The organism is Candidatus Eremiobacteraceae bacterium, assembly GCA_035710745.1.
Taxonomy (GTDB): Bacteria; Vulcanimicrobiota; Vulcanimicrobiia; order Eremiobacterales; family Eremiobacteraceae; genus JANWLL01.
Genome location: DASTCX010000026.1, coordinates 50270 through 69303 on the forward strand (window position 1 = coordinate 50270; position 19034 = coordinate 69303).

Genomic DNA, 19034 nt, shown 5'->3' on the forward strand with positions numbered 1-19034 from the left:
AGATTTATCTCGACCGCCGCGGTCTTGCTACATCCAGTCGCAGCAGAAGATCTTCAAGGAGATAGCGAGGTAGCCGTCTGCGAAGAAGAGCAGTGACCAGATGACGCCGAGCACCCAGTTGATACGCGAGGCTCGCGGGAACGCGGATAGGACGACACAGTAGGTAACAGCCATCGCGGCCGGACCCCAGGCGTTCCAGAAAAGGATGAACGACAGAGGGTCTCCTGGTATGTGGAAGACCGTCGTCCATCCGATCGGCACGACAAGGCCCATCAGGATCGACCACAGCGTCGTCGAGATGAACGACCGACTCGCGACGACGCGGCTCGTACGGACGAAGGTGAACGTCGAGAGCATCACGCCGAACAGCCACGCGATCGCGACCCAGAAACGAACGCCCTCGACGCCATTGACCCAGATGAGCGGCAGCTCTACGGCGATGAAGATCGCCGTAAGTACGACATTGACGATCATGTACGGGAGCGGAGACCTTGGCGGTTTCACACGCCGACTATGTCGTTGACTATCCGGTCGCTCAGCCGCTCGATGACTTCCGCTTCATGCCGCGCCAACGAGATCGCTTCTTCGAGCGACGTCGAACCTTGCGGGCCCGCCGCGTTCGTGATCGTCAGGAAGAACTTGTCTGGCTGCGCGAAGAGCGGTTCGACGTGAACGTCGTGCTGCGCGCCGTCTTCCGAAGCGAACACGTAACGCAACCCCGCGAATGCACAGCGGCCGACAAGTTCGCTCCACGACGGTCGCGGCGGTGCATACGACTTCAGAACGCCGACAGGATCCAAACCCTCCATCGCCTGGATCGTCCCCGCGCCCTCCACCTTGATGCGAAACGGTGGTACGACGTGGAGGATGGGGACGATCTTGCGCAGGTCGTCATACATCCGGTCGACCGCTGCCGTGACCGAAGGCGTGTTCATCGCGGTCAGTTCGATTTTTGTCGGGTCGACGATCAAGACGCGGCCCTTTTGGGGCTCGGTGAACATCGCGCCGCCCGGGATCTGCGTCAGCGTCGGATAGTCGCGATGAAGCTCGCGCAGGAGCTCGCCCTGGATTGCCGCGTCGAGCGGCTGGCCCGGCGGGAAGCGATACAACCCAAATGCGAACTTGAGGAAGTTGAAAGGCCCGAGTCTGATGGCGCGAAGCCTCCATTGAGCGAAAGGATGTATCCGTCAGACGACTAGGTAGATGAAAGGAAGTTTCGACTCCTTGCCTCGCCGAGCACGTTTCCGGATGGCGGAGGGAAAAGCCGAATATCTATAAGAAGCGCAAACTCGCTTCACCCAGGGTCGTCTTTCGCTCGTGCGAGGTTCGATCGAACCGTCACGAGCGTCTGCTCCATCGGAGTCATCCATGACCGTTACCCCCTTTACCGACACGCCGATCAAAGTGCTCGAGTACGACGGCACGCCCGGCCCGGACGTCGACTCGCTCGGGTTGTCGAAGGACGAGTTCCTCAGCATCTATCGCTGGCTCGTTTACGCGCGCGCGGTCGACGACCGCGGCTACATCCTCGTCCGCCAAGGCCGCTCGGGCTTCTACGCGCAGATCGCCGGCCAAGAGGCGTCGCAGATCGGCAGCGCGCTGCCGCTCGAGCGTACCGACTATCTCTTCGGCGATCATCGATCGCAAGGCAGCATGCTCGTCAAGGGATTGCGCGCCGCCGAGTGGTTCGCACATCAGCTCGGCCGCATGCTCGACCCCTCCAAGGGCCGGCTCATGCCGCACGGACCGGGCCGCAAAGACCTACGTATCGTGCCGCCGTCGTCGACGGTCGGCAACCAGATCACCGAAGCCGTCGGCACCGCGATGGCGCAGAAGATCAAGAAGACCAAGGAGATGACGATCTGCTACTTCGGCGACGGAGCGACGAGCGAAGGCGACTTCCACGTCGGCATGAACTTCGCAGCCGTGTACGGCTCGCCGATCATCCTGTTCTGCCAGAACAACCAGTACGCGATCTCGGTTCGGCTCGACGAGCAGACGCATACGAAGACCATCGCCGAGAAAGCGAAGGCGTACGGGATGGAGGGCTATCTCGTCGACGGCAACGACGTGCTCGCCGTCTACGCGGTGACGAAGCACTGCGCCGACAAAGCGCGGCGCGGCGACGGCCCGAGCCTCATCGAGGCGTACACGTATCGCTACGGTCCGCACTCGTCGGCCGACGACGACACGCGCTACCGCCCGAAGGGTGAACTCGAGATGTGGCGCAACGAGCGCGATCCGATCACGCGCTTCCGCAGGTTCCTCGAAAAGCGCAAACTTTGGGATGACGCGAAGGAGCAGAAGCTCCAAGCCGAGTGCAAAGCGGAAGTCGCCGCGGCGCTCGAGGAAGCCGAGAAGAGCCCCGCGCCGGAGCCGATCACCGTGCTCGACGACGCATACGAGAAGTTGACGCCGCAACTCGAATGGGAGCGCAAAGAGCTCGCGGCCGAATTGGGGATCAACTGATGGCGACCGCACAAGCAGAGAAGAAACAGACGACGAGCACGATGGTGCAGGCCGTCCGGTCCGCGCTCATCGACGAGATGTCGCGCGACGAAGACGTCGTGCTTCTCGGCGAGGACATCGGCATCCGCGGCGGCGTCTTCCTCGTCACCGAAGGCTTGATCGATCAGTTCGGCAAGGACCGCGTCATCGACACCCCGCTCGCGGAGTTGGGCATCATCGGCGCGGCGGTCGGGATGTCGCTCTACGGCTTGAAGCCGGTCGCCGAGATCCAATTCATCGACTTCCTGTTCCCCGGTTTCGACATGCTCGTCTCGGAAGCGGCGAAGATGCGCTACCGCTCCGCCGGCGAGTTCGCCTGTCCGATGGTCGTGCGTTCGCCGTACGGCGGCGGCGTCCGCGGCGGCGGCTACCACTCGCAGTCGCCCGAGGCGTACTTCGTGTCGACGCCGGGCTTGAAAGTCGTCGCGCCGAGCAATCCGTACGATGCGAAGGGATTGCTCATCGCGTCGATCCGCGATCCGGATCCGGTCGTGTTCATGGAGCCGAAGAAGATCTATCGCGCGGTGAAGAACGAAGTGCCTGAAGGCGCGTACGAAGTGCCGCTCGGCAAAGCGGCGGTGACGCGCGAAGGCAAGCACGTCTCGTTGATCTCGTTCGGCGCGATGGTGCACGTCGGGCTCGAAGCAGCTGAGCTCGTGAAGAAAGACGGCGTCGAAGTCGAGGTCATCGACTTGCGGACGCTCCAACCGTACGACATGGATGCGATCGCGAAGACCGTCGCGAAGACTGGCCACGTCGTGCTGCTCCAAGAAGCGCCGACGATCGGCGGCTTCATGGGCGAGATCGCCGCGCACATCGCGGAACATCACATCGGCTACCTCGAGGGTCCGCTCGTGCGTGTCGGCGGCTGGGATACGCCCTTCCCGTATGCGCTCGAAAAGGCGTACATGCCGAACGCCGAGCGCGTCAAGCGCGCGATCCAAAAAACGCTGAACTATTGAGTGTGGTATTCCGAGCGCAGCTCGGAGATGATGTAGCGGTCGAGCCTTAGCTCGACCGGCCGGATGTAGTAGGCCGAGCGCAGCTCGGCGATGGAGACCGCGACATGCCCGTCGAACTCGAGATGCCCGAACTCGCCGAATCCGTCATCGAAGGCGAGATCGTCAAGTGGCTCGTCAAAGAGGGCGACCACGTCGCGATGGACCAGCTCATCGTCGAAGTGATGACCGACAAGGTGACGGTCGAAGTCCCGTCGCCGTTCGAAGGCGTGCTCCTCAAGCAAGTCGCCAAGGAAGGCGAGGTCGTCGCGATCGGCAAGCCGATCGCGATCTTCGGCAAGGAAGGAGAGACGTTGCCGGCCGGGGGCGAGAGCGTGCCGATGGAGCACGTCACGCCCGGCAAGGTCGTCTCCGAAGGCGAGGCTGCGTCTTCGCCGGCATCGTCGCCATCGAAACCCGGGCCGAACGGTCACGCCGCCGTCGATGGAGGCTCGAGCGCAGCTACGCCGTCCGCTCCGACGGCAGCTGCCGCAGAGAGCGCGACGCTTAGCGCATTCGGTAAGCCGATGGCCGCACCGGCCGTACGCAAACTCGCGCGCGAACTCGGCGTGGATCTCAACAACGTTCGCGGCTCAGGAGATGGTGGCCGCATCCGCGGTGAGGACGTGAAGCGAGTCGCGGCGTCGCTTACCGGTGCGACGACAGCTGCATCGCGGCCGGCAGCGGCCGCCCCTCAGGTCTCTACAGAGTCCGGCGGAACGGAGCGCGTTCCGCTTCGCGGGCTGCGTCGTGCGATCGCGGACCGCATGACCCAGAGCAAACACACGGCCGTGCATACGCTCCACGTGGACGAGGCCGACCTCACGGAGCTCGTCGCGTTGCGCGCCGGAGCGAAAGAGATCGCCGCGCAGCGCGGCGTCAAGCTCACGTACTTGCCGTTCTTCGTCCGTGCGGTCTGCTACGCGCTGAAGAAGTATCCATACATGAACGCGTCGCTCGACGACGCGGCGCACGAGATCGTCCTCAAGAAGGACTACAACATCGGCATCGCGGCGAACACCGACAACGGTCTCGTCGTCCCGGTCGTCCATCATGCCGATCGGCTGACGATATTCGAACTCGCGAACGTTATTAACGCGCTGGCAGACAAGGCGCGCGCCGGCAAGCTCGCACACGACGACATCGCCGGCGGCACGTTCACGATCACGAATGTCGGCTCGGTCGGCGGCTTGTTCACGTTCCCGGTCATCAACTATCCGGAAGTCGGCATCCTCGGCACGCACGGCATCCAGGAACGCCCGGTCGTCCGCAACGGCCAGATCGTCATCCGTCACATGATGTACTTATCGATCTCTTTCGACCACCGCGTCGTCGACGGCGCGCTCGCGGCGCGTTTCGTCCGCGAAGTCGCGGACTATCTCGCCAGCCCCGCGCTGATGCTGATGGAGGGGAACTAGAGCGTGGCGACACGGTACGACGCGATCGTCATCGGCGGCGGCCCCGGCGGCTACTCGGCCGCGATCCGGCTCGGCCAGCTCGGCAAGAAAGTGCTATGCGTCGAGAGCTACCGCCTCGGCGGCGTGTGTCTCAACGTCGGCTGCATGCCGAGCAAGGCGCTGCTCCACGTCGGCGAGGTCATCACCGCCGCGCGCGACGTCAAGGAGATGGGCATCACCTTCGGCGAGCCGAAAGTCGACCTCCCGACACTGAACAAGTGGAAGTCGAAGATGATCGACGACCTCGTCGGCGGCATCGGCACGCTCTTCAAAGCGAACAAGGTCGAAGCGATGTTCGGCGTCGCGACCATCGTCGACAAGAACACCGTCCGCGTCAAGAAGAACGACGGCGGCGACGAGACGTTGAATGCCGACAACCTCGTCATTGCGACCGGATCGGAACCGGTGGCGCTTCCCGGCTTCGAGCGAAACGGCAAGACCGTGCTCAATTCCGACGACGCGATCGCGATGGCGGAAGTGCCGCGCAGCATCGTCATCCTCGGCGCCGGTGTCATCGGCCTCGAGTTCGCGACGATCTATCGCCGGCTCGGCGCCGAAGTCACCGTCGTCGAGATGCTCGACCGCGCCTTGGGCGATACGGATCTCGAGACCTCGACGCTCTTGCTGCGCATCCTCAAGAAACAAGGCATCAACATCCACCTCAAGACGAAGTGCGCGAGCGTCGACGTGCGATCGAATGGGATCGTCGCGAAGCTGCAAGGCGAAGTGAACGTCATGCAGGAGGCCGAGAAGATGCTCGTCGCCGTCGGCCGGCGGCCGCGGACACCGCAGGGCGCCGACAAGCTCGGCCTCGCGATCGATCGCGGTTTCATCAAGGTCGACGAGCTGCGGCGGACCGCCTTGCCAAGCGTCTACGCGGTCGGTGATTGCACCGGCGCGCCGCTCCTCGCGCACAAAGCGATGAAGGAAGGCGTCATCGCGGCCGAGGTCATCGCGGGCATGAAGTCCGCTTACGATCCGATGGCGATGCCGAACTGCGTCTACACGGATCCCGAAGTCGCGACGGTCGGCCTTTCGGAAGAGCAAGCGAAGGCGGCCGGCTACGAGATCAGCATCGGCAAGTTCCGCTTAGCTGCGCTCGGCCGAGCGCGCACGGTCGGCATCACCGAAGGTATGGTCAAGGTCATCGGCGACAAGAAGACGGACCTCGTGCTCGGCGTTCACATCGTATCGCCGATGGCCGAGGCGATGATCGCCGAAGCGGTCATCGCGATCGAGATGGGCGCTACCGTCGAGGATATCGGCCTGTCCGTGCACCCGCATCCGACGTTCTCCGAGTCTATCATGGAAGCGTCGGAACTCTTGCACGGCCGAGCTATCCATATGGTCAACACCCCACCCAAGTAAGCGATGTAGTAGGCCGAGCGAAGCTCGGCGAAATGTAGTATGCCGAGCGAAGCTCGGCGAATAGAGCCAAGCATGGACGCCATCCTCGAAGATCTCGGACGCATCAGATACGGGCCGGCGCTCGACATCCAACGCCGCGCGCACGGCGAGCGCGTGCGCGACGAACGACCCGACACGTTCTTCTTCTGCGAACACGAGCCGGTCATCACGATGGGCAAGTCGGGCAAGAATCAGAACCTGCTCGTGTCGCGCGATGAGCTCGCGCGCCGCGGCGTCGACTACTTCGAAGTCGAACGCGGCGGAGATCTGACGTATCACGGCCCCGGCCAGCTCGTCGGGTACCCGATCTTCAAACTCGGTCGCTTGCGCGAGGTGCAAGGTTTCGTGCGCAAGATGGAGGCGGCCATCATCGAGGCGATCGGCGCGTTCGGGGTCGTCGGCGAGCAGCGCAAAGATCACGCGGGCGTCTTCGTTCGCGGCGCGAAGATCGCGTCGATCGGCGCGGCGGTGCGGTCGGGCGTCACGCTTCATGGATTCGCGCTCGAAGTCTGCACCGATCTCGGTTACTACCGGCTCATCAATCCGTGCGGCATGCCCGACGTCGAAACGACGTCGGTGACGCGCGAGGCCGGTCGGGAAATATCTCTCGAGGATATCAAGCCGCACATGCGCATAGCGCTCGAAAAAGCCTACTCGGTGACGTTCGTCGAACAGGTGGCGTCGTGATCGCACGCAAGCCGGAATGGCTCAAAGTCAAACTGCCGACCGGCGAGAATTACAACAACTTGCTGTCGATCGTGCGCGAGCGTAAGCTCCACACGGTCTGCCAGGAAGCGATGTGCCCGAACATCGCCGAGTGCTGGGGCGTCGGCACCGCGACGTTCATGATCCTGGGCGACACGTGCACGCGCGGCTGCCGCTTCTGCAACGTCAAGACCGGCCATCCAAACGCGATCGATCCGCTCGAGGCGTTCAAGCTCGCCAAGAGCGTCGAAGAGCTGAAGCTCAACTATTGCGTCATCACGTGCGTCGACCGCGACGACTTGCCCGACGGCGGTGCGCAGCAGATGGCCGAAGCGATCCGCGCGATCAAGGCCCGCACGCCGCATGTCAAGGTCGAAGTGCTGACGTCTGATTATCGCGGCGATCTTTCGGCGGTTCAGACCGTGCTCGACGCCGACCCCGACGTCTACGCGCACAATATCGAGACGACGCGGACGTTGACGCCACGAGTGCGTGACCGTCGTTGCGGCTACGATCAGACGCTCTCGGTGCTCGCCTATGCGAAACAGCGGCGGCCCGAGAAGTACACGAAGTCGAGCATCATGCTCGGCCTCGGCGAGACGGACGAAGACGTCTTGCAGGCCGCGCACGATCTCCGCGCAGCCGGCGTCGATATCATCACCTTCGGCCAATATCTGCAGCCGACGAAGCGGCATCTCGCGGTCGTCCAATTTGTGACGCCGGAGAAGTTCGCGTGGTTCGCCGCGCAAGTGAAACCGATGGGCTTCCATCAGGTCGTCTCGGGCCCGCTCGTCCGCTCCTCATATCACGCAGAGCAAGCCTTCACGACGATGATGTAGATGATGTAAATGTGGTATGCCGAGCGAAGCTCGGCCCTCTACATCGGCCGTCTACGCCACGCGGGTTGCGAAGGTCGCCAAAGCCAAGAACTCTAATCTAAGCGAGAATCTCCAACCGCGTCATGTGACGCGGTCGACCTTCGTTTAAGCGGAGCGATCATCGATGTTGCGTACGGTTGTCGTCGTCGGGTTGTCCGCTCTTGTCATTGGGCTGACCTTGCCCAATATGTTCGTCGCACGCGACATGAACCAGATACCGTTCAGCGTCGACTTCCACTACGACGTCATTTCGTTGACGCCAGATTCGATCGCAACGCAAGCAGGCCTTCGGGTCGGCGATCACATCGAGCCGCCGACGACCGACATCCTAGCGCGCATGGCAATGCAGACCTGGTATTTGTATCGTCCGGGCAGCTCGACGAAGTTCATCGTCGACCGCGCGGGCAGCAGCATCCCGATCGTGCTTCGATATCCCGCCGCGCAAGCGACCGGCGTTGAAGCGGTTTCGATCGTGAAGCGTTCCACCGCGACCATCTTCATCGTCGTGGCCGCGATTCTGTTGCTGCTGCGGCCGAGTCTTATGACGTGGGGCTTCTGGCTCTATGCCATCGGAAGCACGAACGGTGGATCCGCGGTCTTGGAGTTCGTCGGCACGACACCGATAGTCATCGCCAACACGGCGCTCGTGACGATTTGTTACAACATCCTCGCGCCGCTCGGCCTGTTGATCTTCGCGACGAACTTCCCATCGCGTTCCTCGAGCGGTTGGAGGTATCGGATCGAAAAGCTCATCCCGATATTCAGCATCCTTCTCGCATTGCCATCGGTGTCGTACGTTCTCTTCTTGCTTGGCATCGTACAGCCATCGGCAACGTTTGCGGTCATGAATGTCGTGACTGAAGGCGTCGGGTTGATCGCGCTCGCGACACTCGCTGCAGGTTTCGTCCTATCAGGTCCAGAGCAGCGCCAGAGACTACGCTGGGTCGTCGCTGGTTTCGCGATCTTCTATGCCGCGTACGCGTACCAGGAGTTAAGCCAGTTTCTGCCTGGTCAAGGTTGGCCTTCGCAGTGGACGAACGCCGGCGACCCGTCGGACATCTTGAACGGCCTCGTCGTCTTCATTCCGATCAGCGTCGCATACGCGGTCTTCAAGCATCACGTGCTCGATCTCAACTTCGTCATCGGACGCGGCCTCGTCTACGGCATCCTCACGTCGCTCGCGGTCGCTGTCTTCGCGATCATCGAATGGTTCATCGGCGGTGTCCTCGCACAGACGCGTCTCGCCGCCGCAGGCGAGGTGGTCGCTGCCGTCGCGATCGGCTTTTGGTTGAATCGCTTACATGGGCGCGTCGACCGGCTCGTCGACTCCGTCATCTTCCGCAAACGCCACCTCGCAGAACAGCGTTTAGCTCGTGTCGCCTCCGGGCTCCAGCACAGCGAGTCGTATTCGACGATCGCGCAGATCGTCGTCGAGGAGCCGATGGACGCGCTCGGCTTCAGATCGGCCGCGTTCTATCGTCGCGTGGACAACGGCGACTTCGCCCGCGACGCTGCGGAGGGCGTCGACAAGTCGAACACGCCGATAGGCGCGCACGACCCGCTTCTCGTTCACCTCAATGGAGAGCGTGGTCCGGTCATGCTCGATCAGATCGGCTGGAACGTCCCTGGCCTGCCTATTGGCGAAAACACCCCGATCGTCGCTCTGCCAGTCTTCAACCGTCACCAGCTGCGAGCGATTGCTTTGTACGGGCCTCACGAAACGGGCGAGGCGATCGATCCGGACGAGATGCGCTCGTTGGCCGCGCTGTGCTCGGCCGCCGGTGCGGCGCTCGATCACACAGCGGCGGCCGAGTTGTCGCAGCGCCTTGAGGAATATCGTCAGACCGTCAATGCCCTCAGAGCGGATTTGCAAACGCTCCGAAGCGCCGCCGCTATTTGACGAACCGCTCTCTCTTCACTCTCATAGCAAGGCCGCGGCGGTCGACCGTAAAGTTCGACCGCTCCCCTTTCACTTTAATAGCAAGATCGCGGCGGTCGAGATAAATCTCCGCTCCCCATTTTGAGAATTGCTAGGAAAGCACGTCGACGTCGCCGAGCATCACCGGGACGCGGCCGCGCGATGTCTTGAGCACGAGCGAACCGTCGGGAGCGACGTCGAGCACTTCGCCTTCGTGTAGCGTCGCCCCATCGAGCGCTTTCACCACGACGTATTGACCGACCAGACCTGAGCGCGCTCTCCATTCCCCGATCACAGCGCTCGGCTGCTCCACGAGCGCATCGAACGATTCCTCATATGCACGCAGCGCGGCGACGAGAAGCGCGGTGCGATCGATCGCCGCTCCGGCGACATCTGATAACCAGGCCGCGCTCGACGCGATCGATTCGGGTACGGACGACGGCCGGTTGACGTTGAGCCCGACGCCGACCACGATGCGCGTGCTCAAACCCTCGGAACGTCCCTCGCACAAGATGCCGGCGCACTTGCGTCCGCCGAGCAGCAGATCGTTCGGCCACTTCATATCCGATGTGATGCCGCACACACTCGCAACGGCACGAGCGATCGCGAGCGATGACCAAAAACCGACCGCAGGCAACGATGTCGCGCTCATATCACTGGGAAGTATCGTCGAGAATAGCAGTCCCGAAGCGATCGGCGACGTCCAGCGACGCGCCGAACGACCTCGCCCCATGTCCTGCGACTCCGTAACAAATGATATGCCACCGGCGTCTAAGTCGTGCAGGACATCGAGTGCGCGAGATTGCGTCGAGTCCGTGCCGACCGAGTACCGCACGATGCCGAAGCGCGGCAGGTCGCGGATCCCCGACTCAAGAGCATCCTCGTCGATCAGCGAGGGCGGAAAGGACCGGAGGTCAGACATCTACGTGCTACATCTCGAACGGCAAAATGGGAAGGCGGAGGCTACTAACTTGTCACGGAAAGTGACGATCAAAGAACTTGCGGCGACGCTCGGCGTGTCCGTGCCGACGCTTCGCAAGTACGGCGAATGCGGCCTGTTGGGCGTCGACGAGGTGTCCGGACGGACAAACCTCTTCGATGAAGCAGCAGCGCTCCACCGTGTCGCCGAGATCAACCGACTGAAGAGCAAAGGCTATTCGCTCTCGCTCATCCGCGAGAAGCTCGAGCAGCCGAACGGCCACAGCCGCCTCAACCTCGGCCTCGAAGATGAGACTTTCAGCCACGGACGGCACGTACTCCTCATCGTCAAAGACATGGAAGAGTACGTCGGCTTCGCGCGATCCTTCGTCGACAACGGGCTGCGCGGACATCAAGCGGTCGTGCTGTGCGTCCACCCGGACCATCGCGATCGGCTCGAAGCGATGATCTCGGCGTGCGGCCACGACGTCGAAGCGCTCCGGCACACGCACCAGCTCACCTTCACGTGGTACGAGTCGCTCAGCGGTTTCGACGCGATCCGACAGATCGAGTCGTTCGACGCGACCGTGCGCGAAGTCATGAAGGCCGGCTGGAGCGAAGTTCGTTTCCTTGGCCATCCGGAAGTCGACCCTTCGGAAGTCGACGCCGCGGCGCTACGCAAATACGAAGAGCGCCTGAGCGACTGGATCGCCAAACTTCCCGCGCTGCTCGTCTGCGTGTGGATGGCGCCGAAAGGCAACGCGCAAACGCTCCTCGAGCTGCAGCGCCTTCACCGCGAGTTCGTGTGTGGAGAAGACACGTTCGTCAAGACCTGACGGCTGTCAGCGCCAGGACTCTCCGGCGGTCGACCTTAAAGGTCGACCGCTCGGTTTTTCCCGGGCATATAGTAAGGAAGGAACGAACCGTGGAGCGCACCCTCATCCTCGCCAAACCCGACGCCGTGCAGCGGGGACTGATCGGTGAGATCGTCACGCGATTCGAGCGGCGCGGCCTTCAGATCGTCGGCATGAAGCTCATGCACGTCGGCACTTCGCTCGCCCGCGAGCACTACAAAGAACACGTCGGCAAACCGTTCTTCAAGGGACTGGTCGACTACATCACGAGCACGCCTGTCGTCGCGATGGTCGTCGAGGGGCCGAATGCGATCGAGGTCTGCCGCACGACGATCGGTGCGACGAACCCGGTCGCGGCGACGCCCGGTTCGATCCGCGGTGATCTCGGCATCGAGGTCGGACGCAATCTCGTCCACGGTTCCGATAGTCCGAAGAGCGCGAAGCGCGAGATCAAGCTGTTCTTCAAGGCGGCCGAGCTCGTCGGTTACAAGCGAGCCGTCCAACGCTGGATCACGGAGTAGCCCGATGACCACCGACGGCGGCTCGACGATCGTCGACATCCACGCACGAGAGATCCTCGATTCGCGCGGCAATCCGACGGTGAGCGTCACGGTCAAGACGTCAGCCGGAAACGTCGGCGAAGCGGCGGTTCCGTCGGGTGCGTCGACCGGAACGAACGAAGCGCTCGAGTTGCGCGATGCAAATCCGAAGCGTTACGGCGGCAAGGGCGTCCTCAAGGCGGTACACAACGTCACCGGGCCGATCGCGAAGACCCTGCGCGGCATTCCCGTCGCCGATCAGGCCGGCATCGACAAGGCGCTGATCGCGCTCGACGGCACGCCGAACAAGGCGAACATGGGCGCCAACGCGATGCTCGGCGTTTCGCTCGCGTGCGCGCACGCGGCTGCGGCCGACCTCGAGATGCCGCTCTATCGTTACCTCGGCGGCACGCAAGCGTCGGTGATGCCGGTGCCGATGATGAACGTCGTCAACGGAGGTAAGCACGCCGACGGCGCGCTGCAATTCCAGGAATGCATGATCGTGCCGGTCGGCGCGCCATCGCTCGCCGAAGCGGTGCGCTACGGCGCCGAAGTCTTCCACAAGCTCGGTGCGACATTGAAGAAGAAGGGCTTTGCCACGACCGTCGGCGACGAGGGCGGGTACGCGCCGCCGCTCACCCATATAGAAGAAGCGCTCGGGTACATCTGCGACGCGATCACCGCTGCGGGCTACAAGCTCGGAAGCGACGTATCGCTCGCGCTTGATCCGGCGTCGAGCGAGTTCCGAGAGCAGGGCGGTTACCTCGCGGTGCGTGACGGGAAGCCGCTAACGTCTTCACAGATGGTCGATCTCTACGAAAAACTCGTCGGCGCATTTCCGATCGTCAGCATCGAAGACGGACTCGGCGAAGACGACTGGGATGGCTGGAAGGAACTGACATCGCGCCTTGGCGATCGCGTCCAGCTCGTCGGCGACGATCTCTTCGTCACGAACGTCAAGTTCTTGCAGCGTGGCATCGACGAGCACGTCGCGAACGCGATCCTCGTCAAGGTCAATCAGATCGGAACGTTGACCGAGACGATCGACTGCGTCGAGACGGCGCAGCGCGCCGGATACAAGCCGGTGATATCGCACCGCTCCGGCGAGACCGCGGACACGACGATCGCCGATCTCGCGGTCGCGCTCAACGCGGGCCAGATCAAGACGGGCTCGCTTTCGCGCAGCGATCGGGTCGAGAAATACAACCGTCTTATGGCCATCGAAAGCGAGCTCGGTTCGTCGTCGGCATACCTCGGCGCGAAGGCATTCGCGAGGTGAGGCGCCGAAATGGATGTCGGTGGGCCTGTAGCTCAGCGGTTAGAGCGGCCGGCTCATAACCGGTTGGTCGAAGGTTCAAATCCTTCCGGGCCCAGTTTTGAAACGCGCAAGATGTGCCCCCATCGTCTAGAGGCCTAGGACACCGCCCTTTCACGGCGGCGACGGGGATTCGAATTCCCCTGGGGGTACCAAAAACGAAGCGGACCGAAACCGGTCCGCTTCGTGTCACTACGTGCGCTGCAAATATGAAAACCGACGGCGAGGGGGGCTTTGCGCCCGAATCGAAACGCAAAAGCCTTAACCTGTCCGCGCGGAGCTTGACCTCATGCGTCGATTGAACATCATGACCGCGGCCGCCTTATCGGCTGGGGTCGTCACGCTTCTTCCGCTCGCAGCGACCGCGGGCACGACCGGCGTCATCAGCGGGTATGTCATGACGATGGAAGGGCACCCCCTTCCAGGCGCGACCGTGCAGATCGTCGATCTGCCGTACGCGACGCAACCCGTCCGAGACGTCGACTTCTCGAGGCGGCTGCTCGACGCGCGCACGACGGACTCGAACGGCTTCTTCGTCTTCCTGTCGATGAATCCGGGGGTCTACGAGATCCGCCCGGTGATGTCGGGCTGGAACTTCTACTGCGTGCCGCGCGTCGTCGTATTCGCCGACGAGACGAGCTTCATCGACATGTCGATGACCGATCTTGAATTGTTCGTGCCATGCCAGGGCACGCAGTACTACGGCCCGATCGGCTAGCGTGTAAGGCCCGACAGAGCGCGCCGCGCATCGCCTTCGTTGGTGAGCGAGTCGAATGAGCGATTCACAATCTGTCATCATCGTATCCGGAACCGCGCCTGGAAGATCAGAAACGCTACCTTATAGGCGAGCCCGACCAGCTAGGGCACGGGCGTGCTCTGCGCGTCGACGGCGATGTACGGCACGTAACGAAAATCGCGAATGCGCGAGATCCGGTCGTCCGTCCATTCGAGCAAGACGAAATATGCCGCTGCGTCGCTCGATGGCGGGCGGAACATCGCGATCGCTGCGACGTTATCGACGAATCGCAGTTCGGCCCGAACATCTTCGGACTTGAGGATCTCGGCGTAGCGATCGAAATAGCCTGCATCCTTGACTCGGCGCTGGACAAGCGATACTTGCTCGAGCTGCGCCTCCTCGGCGAGCAGCTTGCGAAGTGTCGTCCAATCGCGATCGTTGAAGAGATCCACGTAGCGCTGGAGATAGACGCGTTCCTCGGTGGAAAGCGCTGGCACTTTTTGCGGCGACGCCGAGACCGCTCGCGGAGCGATGTTCGCTCGCGCCCGCGAAAGCGCTGCCTTCACCGCGCCGACGGTCGTCCCCATCGTCGTTGCGACCTCCTCGAGCGAGTGACCGAGCACGTCTTTGAGAATGATCGCAGCGCGCTGCACGGGCGGAAGTTCGATGAATGTCGTCAGGGCGGCTTCAACGAGTGCCGGATCGACACGGTCGTCTTCCGGCTCGGCGCGATCCGGCACCGCCGAAACCGGCTCGACATTCTTGCGCTCGTAGCGTTTGAGAAAATCCACGGCGGTGTTATGCGCGATGCGGAAGAGCCAGGGCTTTAAGTTCGGCGGCTCCCTCATCTGGCCAAGGGCGTAATAGGCTTTCGCGAGCGAATCTTGGACGACGTCTTCGCCATCGAAGACCGAGCCGGTCATGCGCGCGCAATAGCGATGGAGCTCCGGCCGCAGTTCGTCGACGAGCTCCATGAAGCGATCGCGCGCCTCTATCATCGCCGGGAGCAGCGTGACCGTTTCGTCTTGCACGCGTTATCTCATACGTCGGTTCAGCATGAAACGGCGAAAGCCGGAGCCGAGCACCATCAGCATGCCGGCGCCTGCGCCGCCGCCGACCCACGGCAAGACGCACTCTTCGATCGGCATCCCGAATATGTGAGCGAACACGATCACGTGATCGCACCTCACGACAGCGCGGTGAGCGCGGCATCGACGACTCGGCTCCACTTCGCATCGGGCGAGGTCTGATCGCCGTAGTTGTCGTGCCAGTTCCACCACTTGTAGGGCTCGCTTTGCGGATAGCCCTCCGGTGAGTCTTCCCACAGTTCCTGGCGCCCGAGCGGCGTGATGTCGAGATAGTTCCAGGTGCTGCCCAACTGTTCGTCGCCGCGGTTGTTGACGAAGTACGTGCGGAAAACGCGCTCGCCGTCTCTGAAGAACACGTTCGTACCGTGCCATTCGTCCACGCCGAAGTCGGCGTCAAAGCTGTCGGTGAGCGTGTACCAGGGCATCTGCCAACCCATAGCGGCCTTCAGCCGCTCGATGTCAGCTTGTGGCGCGCGCGAGACGAACGCGAGCGACGTGTCGCGGGCATTGAGGTGCGACGGGTGGACGACCTGATCGGCCATCAACGAGCATCCGCGGCAGGCATGGTCCGGCCAGCCGAAGACACCGGGCTCAAAGAACGCGCGGTAAACGACGAGCTGCCGGCGCCCCTCGAACATGTCGAGGAGGCTTACTCTTCCTTTGGGCCCATAGAACTGGTAGCTCTTTTCGACGGCTACCCACGGCATGCGCCGACGCTCGGCGGCCAGCGCGTCTCGGGCGCGGGTCAAGGCCTTTTCTTTGACAAGCAGCTGCTCGCGCGCCGCTTCCCACTGTTGCTGAGGCACGATCTGAGGCGTCTTCATCGCGGTATTCCCTCCATAACTATCTGAGCTGTGGTGAAGACGATTGAGCCCTGTCAAAAAGATACGGGGCCGCAGATATTCGTTTGAGCGTGCTCAGAATGACCCGGAGAGGGTCCCGGAAAAACCGCCAACGTGCGAAACGATGGTGGCGCGATCGTCGGGGTTTCGGATCACGGTGGCTGGGCCGTGCTAGTGACGGTTGCGCGGGATGCAACGCTCCTCGACCGCCGCCGCGTAGAGCTTGTCGACGATGATCTGCCGGGTCTTCCCCACCACCACGAAGGGCAAATGTTGCCGATCGAAGCAGCAGTGGCGCTGGTCGAGCGAGTGCGCGCGTCGGCGGAGAGGCATGCGGTACTCGCGCTCGCGGCCGTGGCGGAGACGGTACCGGGCATCGTCGGCATCGCACTTCGCCGGTGCCCGCAGCTTCCGCCGACGATTGCCGAGAGAATAAAGGACTATCGCGCCCGAAACGTCGCTGACTGGGTGATGTATCGCCAAGCTCTTGCTTTCGCTGCCGAGGCGCGCGGCTCGGCTATCCATTGGTACGACTCAAAGCAGGTGCTTGGTTCGGCGGGCCGGGCACTGCAGGTCGAGAATTTCGACGCTCACTTTCTCGAAATGCGGAAGTCACTCGGGCCGCCGTGGAACAGCGATCACAAGCTCGCATTCGCCGCGGCCATCACCACCGCGACCGGACTCGGGTAGTATCAGCGCACGAGCGATCTCGCGGTCGGTTCGAGCCTGAGGATTTCCGTGGACCGGCGTTTCCAACGCGTATCGATCTCTCCTATCTCTGCCGCCGAAAAACAGACGAAGACGTTTTCACCCTCGCGTATCGGTAGGGCGGGGAAGTTATTCGGCGCGCTCTCCGTCACGAAATATGCGAGGACGGGAGTGCCGGACTGCGCGGACGCCGATACCACCGCCTCTTCGAAATTGTCGACGAATTTTTCGGGAACGGCGTCATCGAAGAAGTACATGGTAGCGAACACAGGCCTGTGGGCGGCAGCCTTAGCGCCCGTGGGCGCGCGCTCGACCCGGTCGAGATGAAAGCCGGAGTTCGTGCGCGCGGGTCGCAATAGCAGGACGTTATCGGAGTCGACCATCGTCGCATTGGCCGCCTCCCGATGCACCTTCCAAACCGGGCCGCCGTAGAACGCACGCAACGCGTTCTCCCTCGACTCCATGTCGGCAAAGCCGCGAAGCCAAACGAACCGATCCGGATCGCCTGCGTCGCGGAACTGCCCGATGATCTTCGCTCCATGCGCTTCCTGGCTCTCGACGAACTCTCGATCGAACAATGCGATGAGGTCGTCGCGCTTACCGGGATGGAGCGTGTACTGTCGCAGCTCGACGATCGGACAACAGGTTTGCATGGGTAGCGGCTACGCAAGCGACTACGACAAGTCCTTATCGAACTCAACTGGGCCCCCACCTGTAATCGGGATTCCTGTGGCCTTTCGAGGCTAAGTCGCAGCGGCTCGTCAAACGCTTTTAGGCATTTCTTGCTATACCGGCCGGGCAGGGGCGGTTGCTTGGAGAGCGTCGAATCGGCATCAAAATCAAAGGTTACACAGGGAGCTCGCCGTGATGCAGGGACAAGCACTGTGCGTGGTCGCGGGTCCACGTACTCATATGCAAACGAATCGATCCGTGATAAAAGGCCAAGCGCTGAATATCATCTTTGCCCTTTTGCTACTATGCGCGTGTAGTTCCCACACGAGCCTGCCGAACTCGGTCTTAGAACCAATACAAGCGTCATTCGCGCCATCCAGAATCGGCGGGTGGCAGTTCTATTCACTCCCGATCTATGCGGAAGGTGGGGACGTAGCGCTCGGACTCGATGGCGACCTTTACACGCCGGGTAACGTCGCTGGTGACGTTCGCAGCCTCGTGAAGATTGACATGTCGGGCAACGAGACGACGTTTCCGATGCCGGGCAATGTCGAGGACCTCTACCAGGATCAAGGGATAACGAGCAACCCAGACGGCAACATTTATGCGCTCAATGCGCTGGCCGATTACACCTTTGTCGTCGTACAGGTCACTCAGTCGGGTGGCACTACCGCGTTTCCCTTGCCGTTTAAGTACCCAGCTGACATAACTCTCGGCATGGTAACCGGGTCAGACAACAATTTGTGGATACTCCACCAAAACGGGATCGGCCGCATGACGAGAACGGGTCAGTACACTGAATTTGGGGGCGGCCCCTGGCAGGATCTGGCCAGGATCGTTTCAGGACCGGATGGCAATGTTTGGGTTGAGGGCACCGACAACAACAACAACGCCGTGCTCGTTCGCGTGAACGTTCAAGATGGTTCACAAACGACGTATCCGATGCCGGCTGACGCATTTGATCTCACGCGCGGCCCTTACGGCAAGCTATATTGCATGGGCGCAAAGAGAATGTACGCGCTCGACTCACACGGCGGTGTAACCGGATACCCAATCGCGTTGCTGGTGCACCAGTCTGGTGCGACGCCGCTTATCATGCTTGCTGGCCCGACGAAAAGTGGGCGTCTTTTTTGGACGATGAGGCACGACGGGAGATTCATGCTCTACAGCTTCAACGTGCAAACTCACCAAATTGAAAACCGTATCGTGCCCCCTTCCGGTCTCGGAACCCCGACGGTCGGAAGCGATAACAATATATGGTTCGTCGGCGCTAACTCGGCCTCGGTCCTGCTATTCAACTAGAGACGCGAATGAAGCGCCGCAGTCGCCTCCACCCCATCGGTTAGCAATCTGACCTGGCCCCACGGAGTTATCCCAGCGGAGATGGGCAACCTGGAGGCGTACCGCCATCCAGGAGGCTACCGTGCGAAAGTCTCGTTTTAGCGAATCGCAGATCGTTGCTATTCTCGGCGAATCAGAACGCGGCGCGAA

20 protein-coding genes and 2 tRNA genes are annotated in these 19034 nt (G+C 62.1%); 15 read left to right on the plus strand and 7 right to left on the minus strand.

What is annotated here, in order from left to right:
• Positions 1-27 precede the first annotated feature (27 nt).
• Both VFO25_11090 and VFO25_11095 read right to left on the minus strand, forming a co-directional pair.
• Positions 28-504, minus strand: coding sequence for a hypothetical protein (locus tag VFO25_11090; GenBank protein HET9343447.1), 477 nt, complete (start codon positions 502-504; stop codon positions 28-30).
• A complete protein-coding gene (locus VFO25_11095) occupies positions 501-1109 on the minus strand; it encodes a hypothetical protein (GenBank protein HET9343448.1) in 609 nt (202 codons plus the stop codon). Before VFO25_11095 ends, VFO25_11090 begins: the two co-directional genes overlap by 4 nt.
• Before the next feature lie 259 nt (positions 1110-1368).
• Here VFO25_11095 and VFO25_11100 point away from each other — a divergent pair, with 259 nt between their 5' ends.
• The 7 genes from VFO25_11100 to VFO25_11130 all read left to right on the plus strand — a co-directional run bounded on the left by VFO25_11100 (position 1369) and on the right by VFO25_11130 (position 9853).
• Positions 1369-2469 (plus strand): thiamine pyrophosphate-dependent enzyme, encoded by a 1101-nt coding sequence (locus VFO25_11100; GenBank protein HET9343449.1) that lies wholly within the window; start codon positions 1369-1371, stop codon positions 2467-2469.
• Positions 2469-3470, plus strand: coding sequence for an alpha-ketoacid dehydrogenase subunit beta (locus VFO25_11105; protein ID HET9343450.1), 1002 nt, complete (start codon positions 2469-2471; stop codon positions 3468-3470). The genes VFO25_11100 and VFO25_11105 overlap by 1 nt, the downstream gene beginning before the upstream one ends.
• Positions 3471-3574: 104 nt before the next feature.
• Positions 3575-4924 carry a dihydrolipoamide acetyltransferase family protein gene (locus tag VFO25_11110; GenBank protein ID HET9343451.1) on the plus strand — a complete coding sequence of 450 codons (1350 nt, stop codon included), beginning with the start codon at positions 3575-3577 and terminating at the stop codon, positions 4922-4924.
• Between the two features lie 3 nt (positions 4925-4927).
• Complete coding sequence (gene lpdA, locus VFO25_11115; protein HET9343452.1) at positions 4928-6331, plus strand: dihydrolipoyl dehydrogenase; 1404 nt, start codon at positions 4928-4930, stop codon at positions 6329-6331.
• Between the two features lie 72 nt (positions 6332-6403).
• Complete coding sequence (lipB, locus tag VFO25_11120) at positions 6404-7057, plus strand: lipoyl(octanoyl) transferase LipB (protein HET9343453.1); 654 nt, start codon at positions 6404-6406, stop codon at positions 7055-7057.
• A complete protein-coding gene (gene lipA / locus VFO25_11125) occupies positions 7054-7914 on the plus strand; it encodes a lipoyl synthase (GenBank protein HET9343454.1) in 861 nt (286 codons plus the stop codon). The genes lipB and lipA overlap by 4 nt, the downstream gene beginning before the upstream one ends.
• Positions 7915-8077: 163 nt before the next feature.
• On the plus strand, positions 8078-9853 hold the full coding sequence (locus VFO25_11130; GenBank protein HET9343455.1) for a hypothetical protein: 1776 nt from the start codon (positions 8078-8080) through the stop codon (positions 9851-9853).
• Positions 9854-9983: 130 nt separating this feature from the next.
• Here the strand turns inward: VFO25_11130 and VFO25_11135 are convergent, their stop codons facing one another.
• On the minus strand, positions 9984-10793 hold the full coding sequence (locus VFO25_11135) for a biotin--[acetyl-CoA-carboxylase] ligase (protein HET9343456.1): 810 nt from the start codon (positions 10791-10793) through the stop codon (positions 9984-9986).
• 49 nt (positions 10794-10842) lie between these two features.
• Here VFO25_11135 and VFO25_11140 point away from each other — a divergent pair, with 49 nt between their 5' ends.
• The 6 genes from VFO25_11140 to VFO25_11165 all read left to right on the plus strand — a co-directional run bounded on the left by VFO25_11140 (position 10843) and on the right by VFO25_11165 (position 14215).
• Complete coding sequence (locus tag VFO25_11140) at positions 10843-11625, plus strand: MEDS domain-containing protein (GenBank protein HET9343457.1); 783 nt, start codon at positions 10843-10845, stop codon at positions 11623-11625.
• An 89-nt stretch (positions 11626-11714) separates the two neighbouring features.
• The gene (gene ndk / locus VFO25_11145; protein HET9343458.1) at positions 11715-12164 is read left to right on the plus strand and encodes a nucleoside-diphosphate kinase; all 450 of its coding nucleotides are present in this window, start codon (positions 11715-11717) and stop codon (positions 12162-12164) included.
• Between the two features lie 4 nt (positions 12165-12168).
• Entirely contained in the window at positions 12169-13461 is a 1293-nt protein-coding gene (gene eno, locus VFO25_11150; protein HET9343459.1) for a phosphopyruvate hydratase, read from the plus strand.
• Between the two features lie 21 nt (positions 13462-13482).
• Positions 13483-13555 (plus strand) — tRNA-Ile (locus VFO25_11155).
• A gap of 21 nt (positions 13556-13576) precedes the next feature.
• A tRNA-Glu gene (locus VFO25_11160) sits at positions 13577-13652 on the plus strand.
• Positions 13653-13786: 134 nt separating this feature from the next.
• Complete coding sequence (locus tag VFO25_11165; protein ID HET9343460.1) at positions 13787-14215, plus strand: carboxypeptidase-like regulatory domain-containing protein; 429 nt, start codon at positions 13787-13789, stop codon at positions 14213-14215.
• A gap of 140 nt (positions 14216-14355) precedes the next feature.
• Here the strand turns inward: VFO25_11165 and VFO25_11170 are convergent, their stop codons facing one another.
• Genes VFO25_11170 through VFO25_11180 form a run of 3 tightly spaced genes read right to left on the minus strand, consistent with a single transcriptional unit; the run spans position 14356 to position 16145 of the window.
• On the minus strand, positions 14356-15264 hold the full coding sequence (locus tag VFO25_11170; GenBank protein ID HET9343461.1) for a sigma-70 family RNA polymerase sigma factor: 909 nt from the start codon (positions 15262-15264) through the stop codon (positions 14356-14358).
• A gap of 3 nt (positions 15265-15267) precedes the next feature.
• Entirely contained in the window at positions 15268-15408 is a 141-nt protein-coding gene (locus tag VFO25_11175; GenBank protein ID HET9343462.1) for a hypothetical protein, read from the minus strand.
• A gap of 11 nt (positions 15409-15419) precedes the next feature.
• Positions 15420-16145: a DUF899 domain-containing protein gene (locus VFO25_11180; protein ID HET9343463.1), complete on the minus strand. Its 726-nt coding sequence runs from the start codon at positions 16143-16145 to the stop codon at positions 15420-15422.
• Between the two features lie 132 nt (positions 16146-16277).
• Between VFO25_11180 and VFO25_11185 the strand changes: the two genes are divergently transcribed.
• Complete coding sequence (locus VFO25_11185; protein HET9343464.1) at positions 16278-16853, plus strand: hypothetical protein; 576 nt, start codon at positions 16278-16280, stop codon at positions 16851-16853.
• A 2-nt stretch (positions 16854-16855) separates the two neighbouring features.
• Here VFO25_11185 and VFO25_11190 read toward each other — a convergent pair whose 3' ends face one another.
• Positions 16856-17524 carry an NIPSNAP family protein gene (locus VFO25_11190; GenBank protein ID HET9343465.1) on the minus strand — a complete coding sequence of 223 codons (669 nt, stop codon included), beginning with the start codon at positions 17522-17524 and terminating at the stop codon, positions 16856-16858.
• A gap of 517 nt (positions 17525-18041) precedes the next feature.
• On the opposite strand from VFO25_11190, the gene VFO25_11195 reads away from it, so the two are divergent.
• Positions 18042-18845: a hypothetical protein gene (locus tag VFO25_11195; protein HET9343466.1), complete on the plus strand. Its 804-nt coding sequence runs from the start codon at positions 18042-18044 to the stop codon at positions 18843-18845.
• Positions 18846-19034 lie beyond the last annotated feature (189 nt).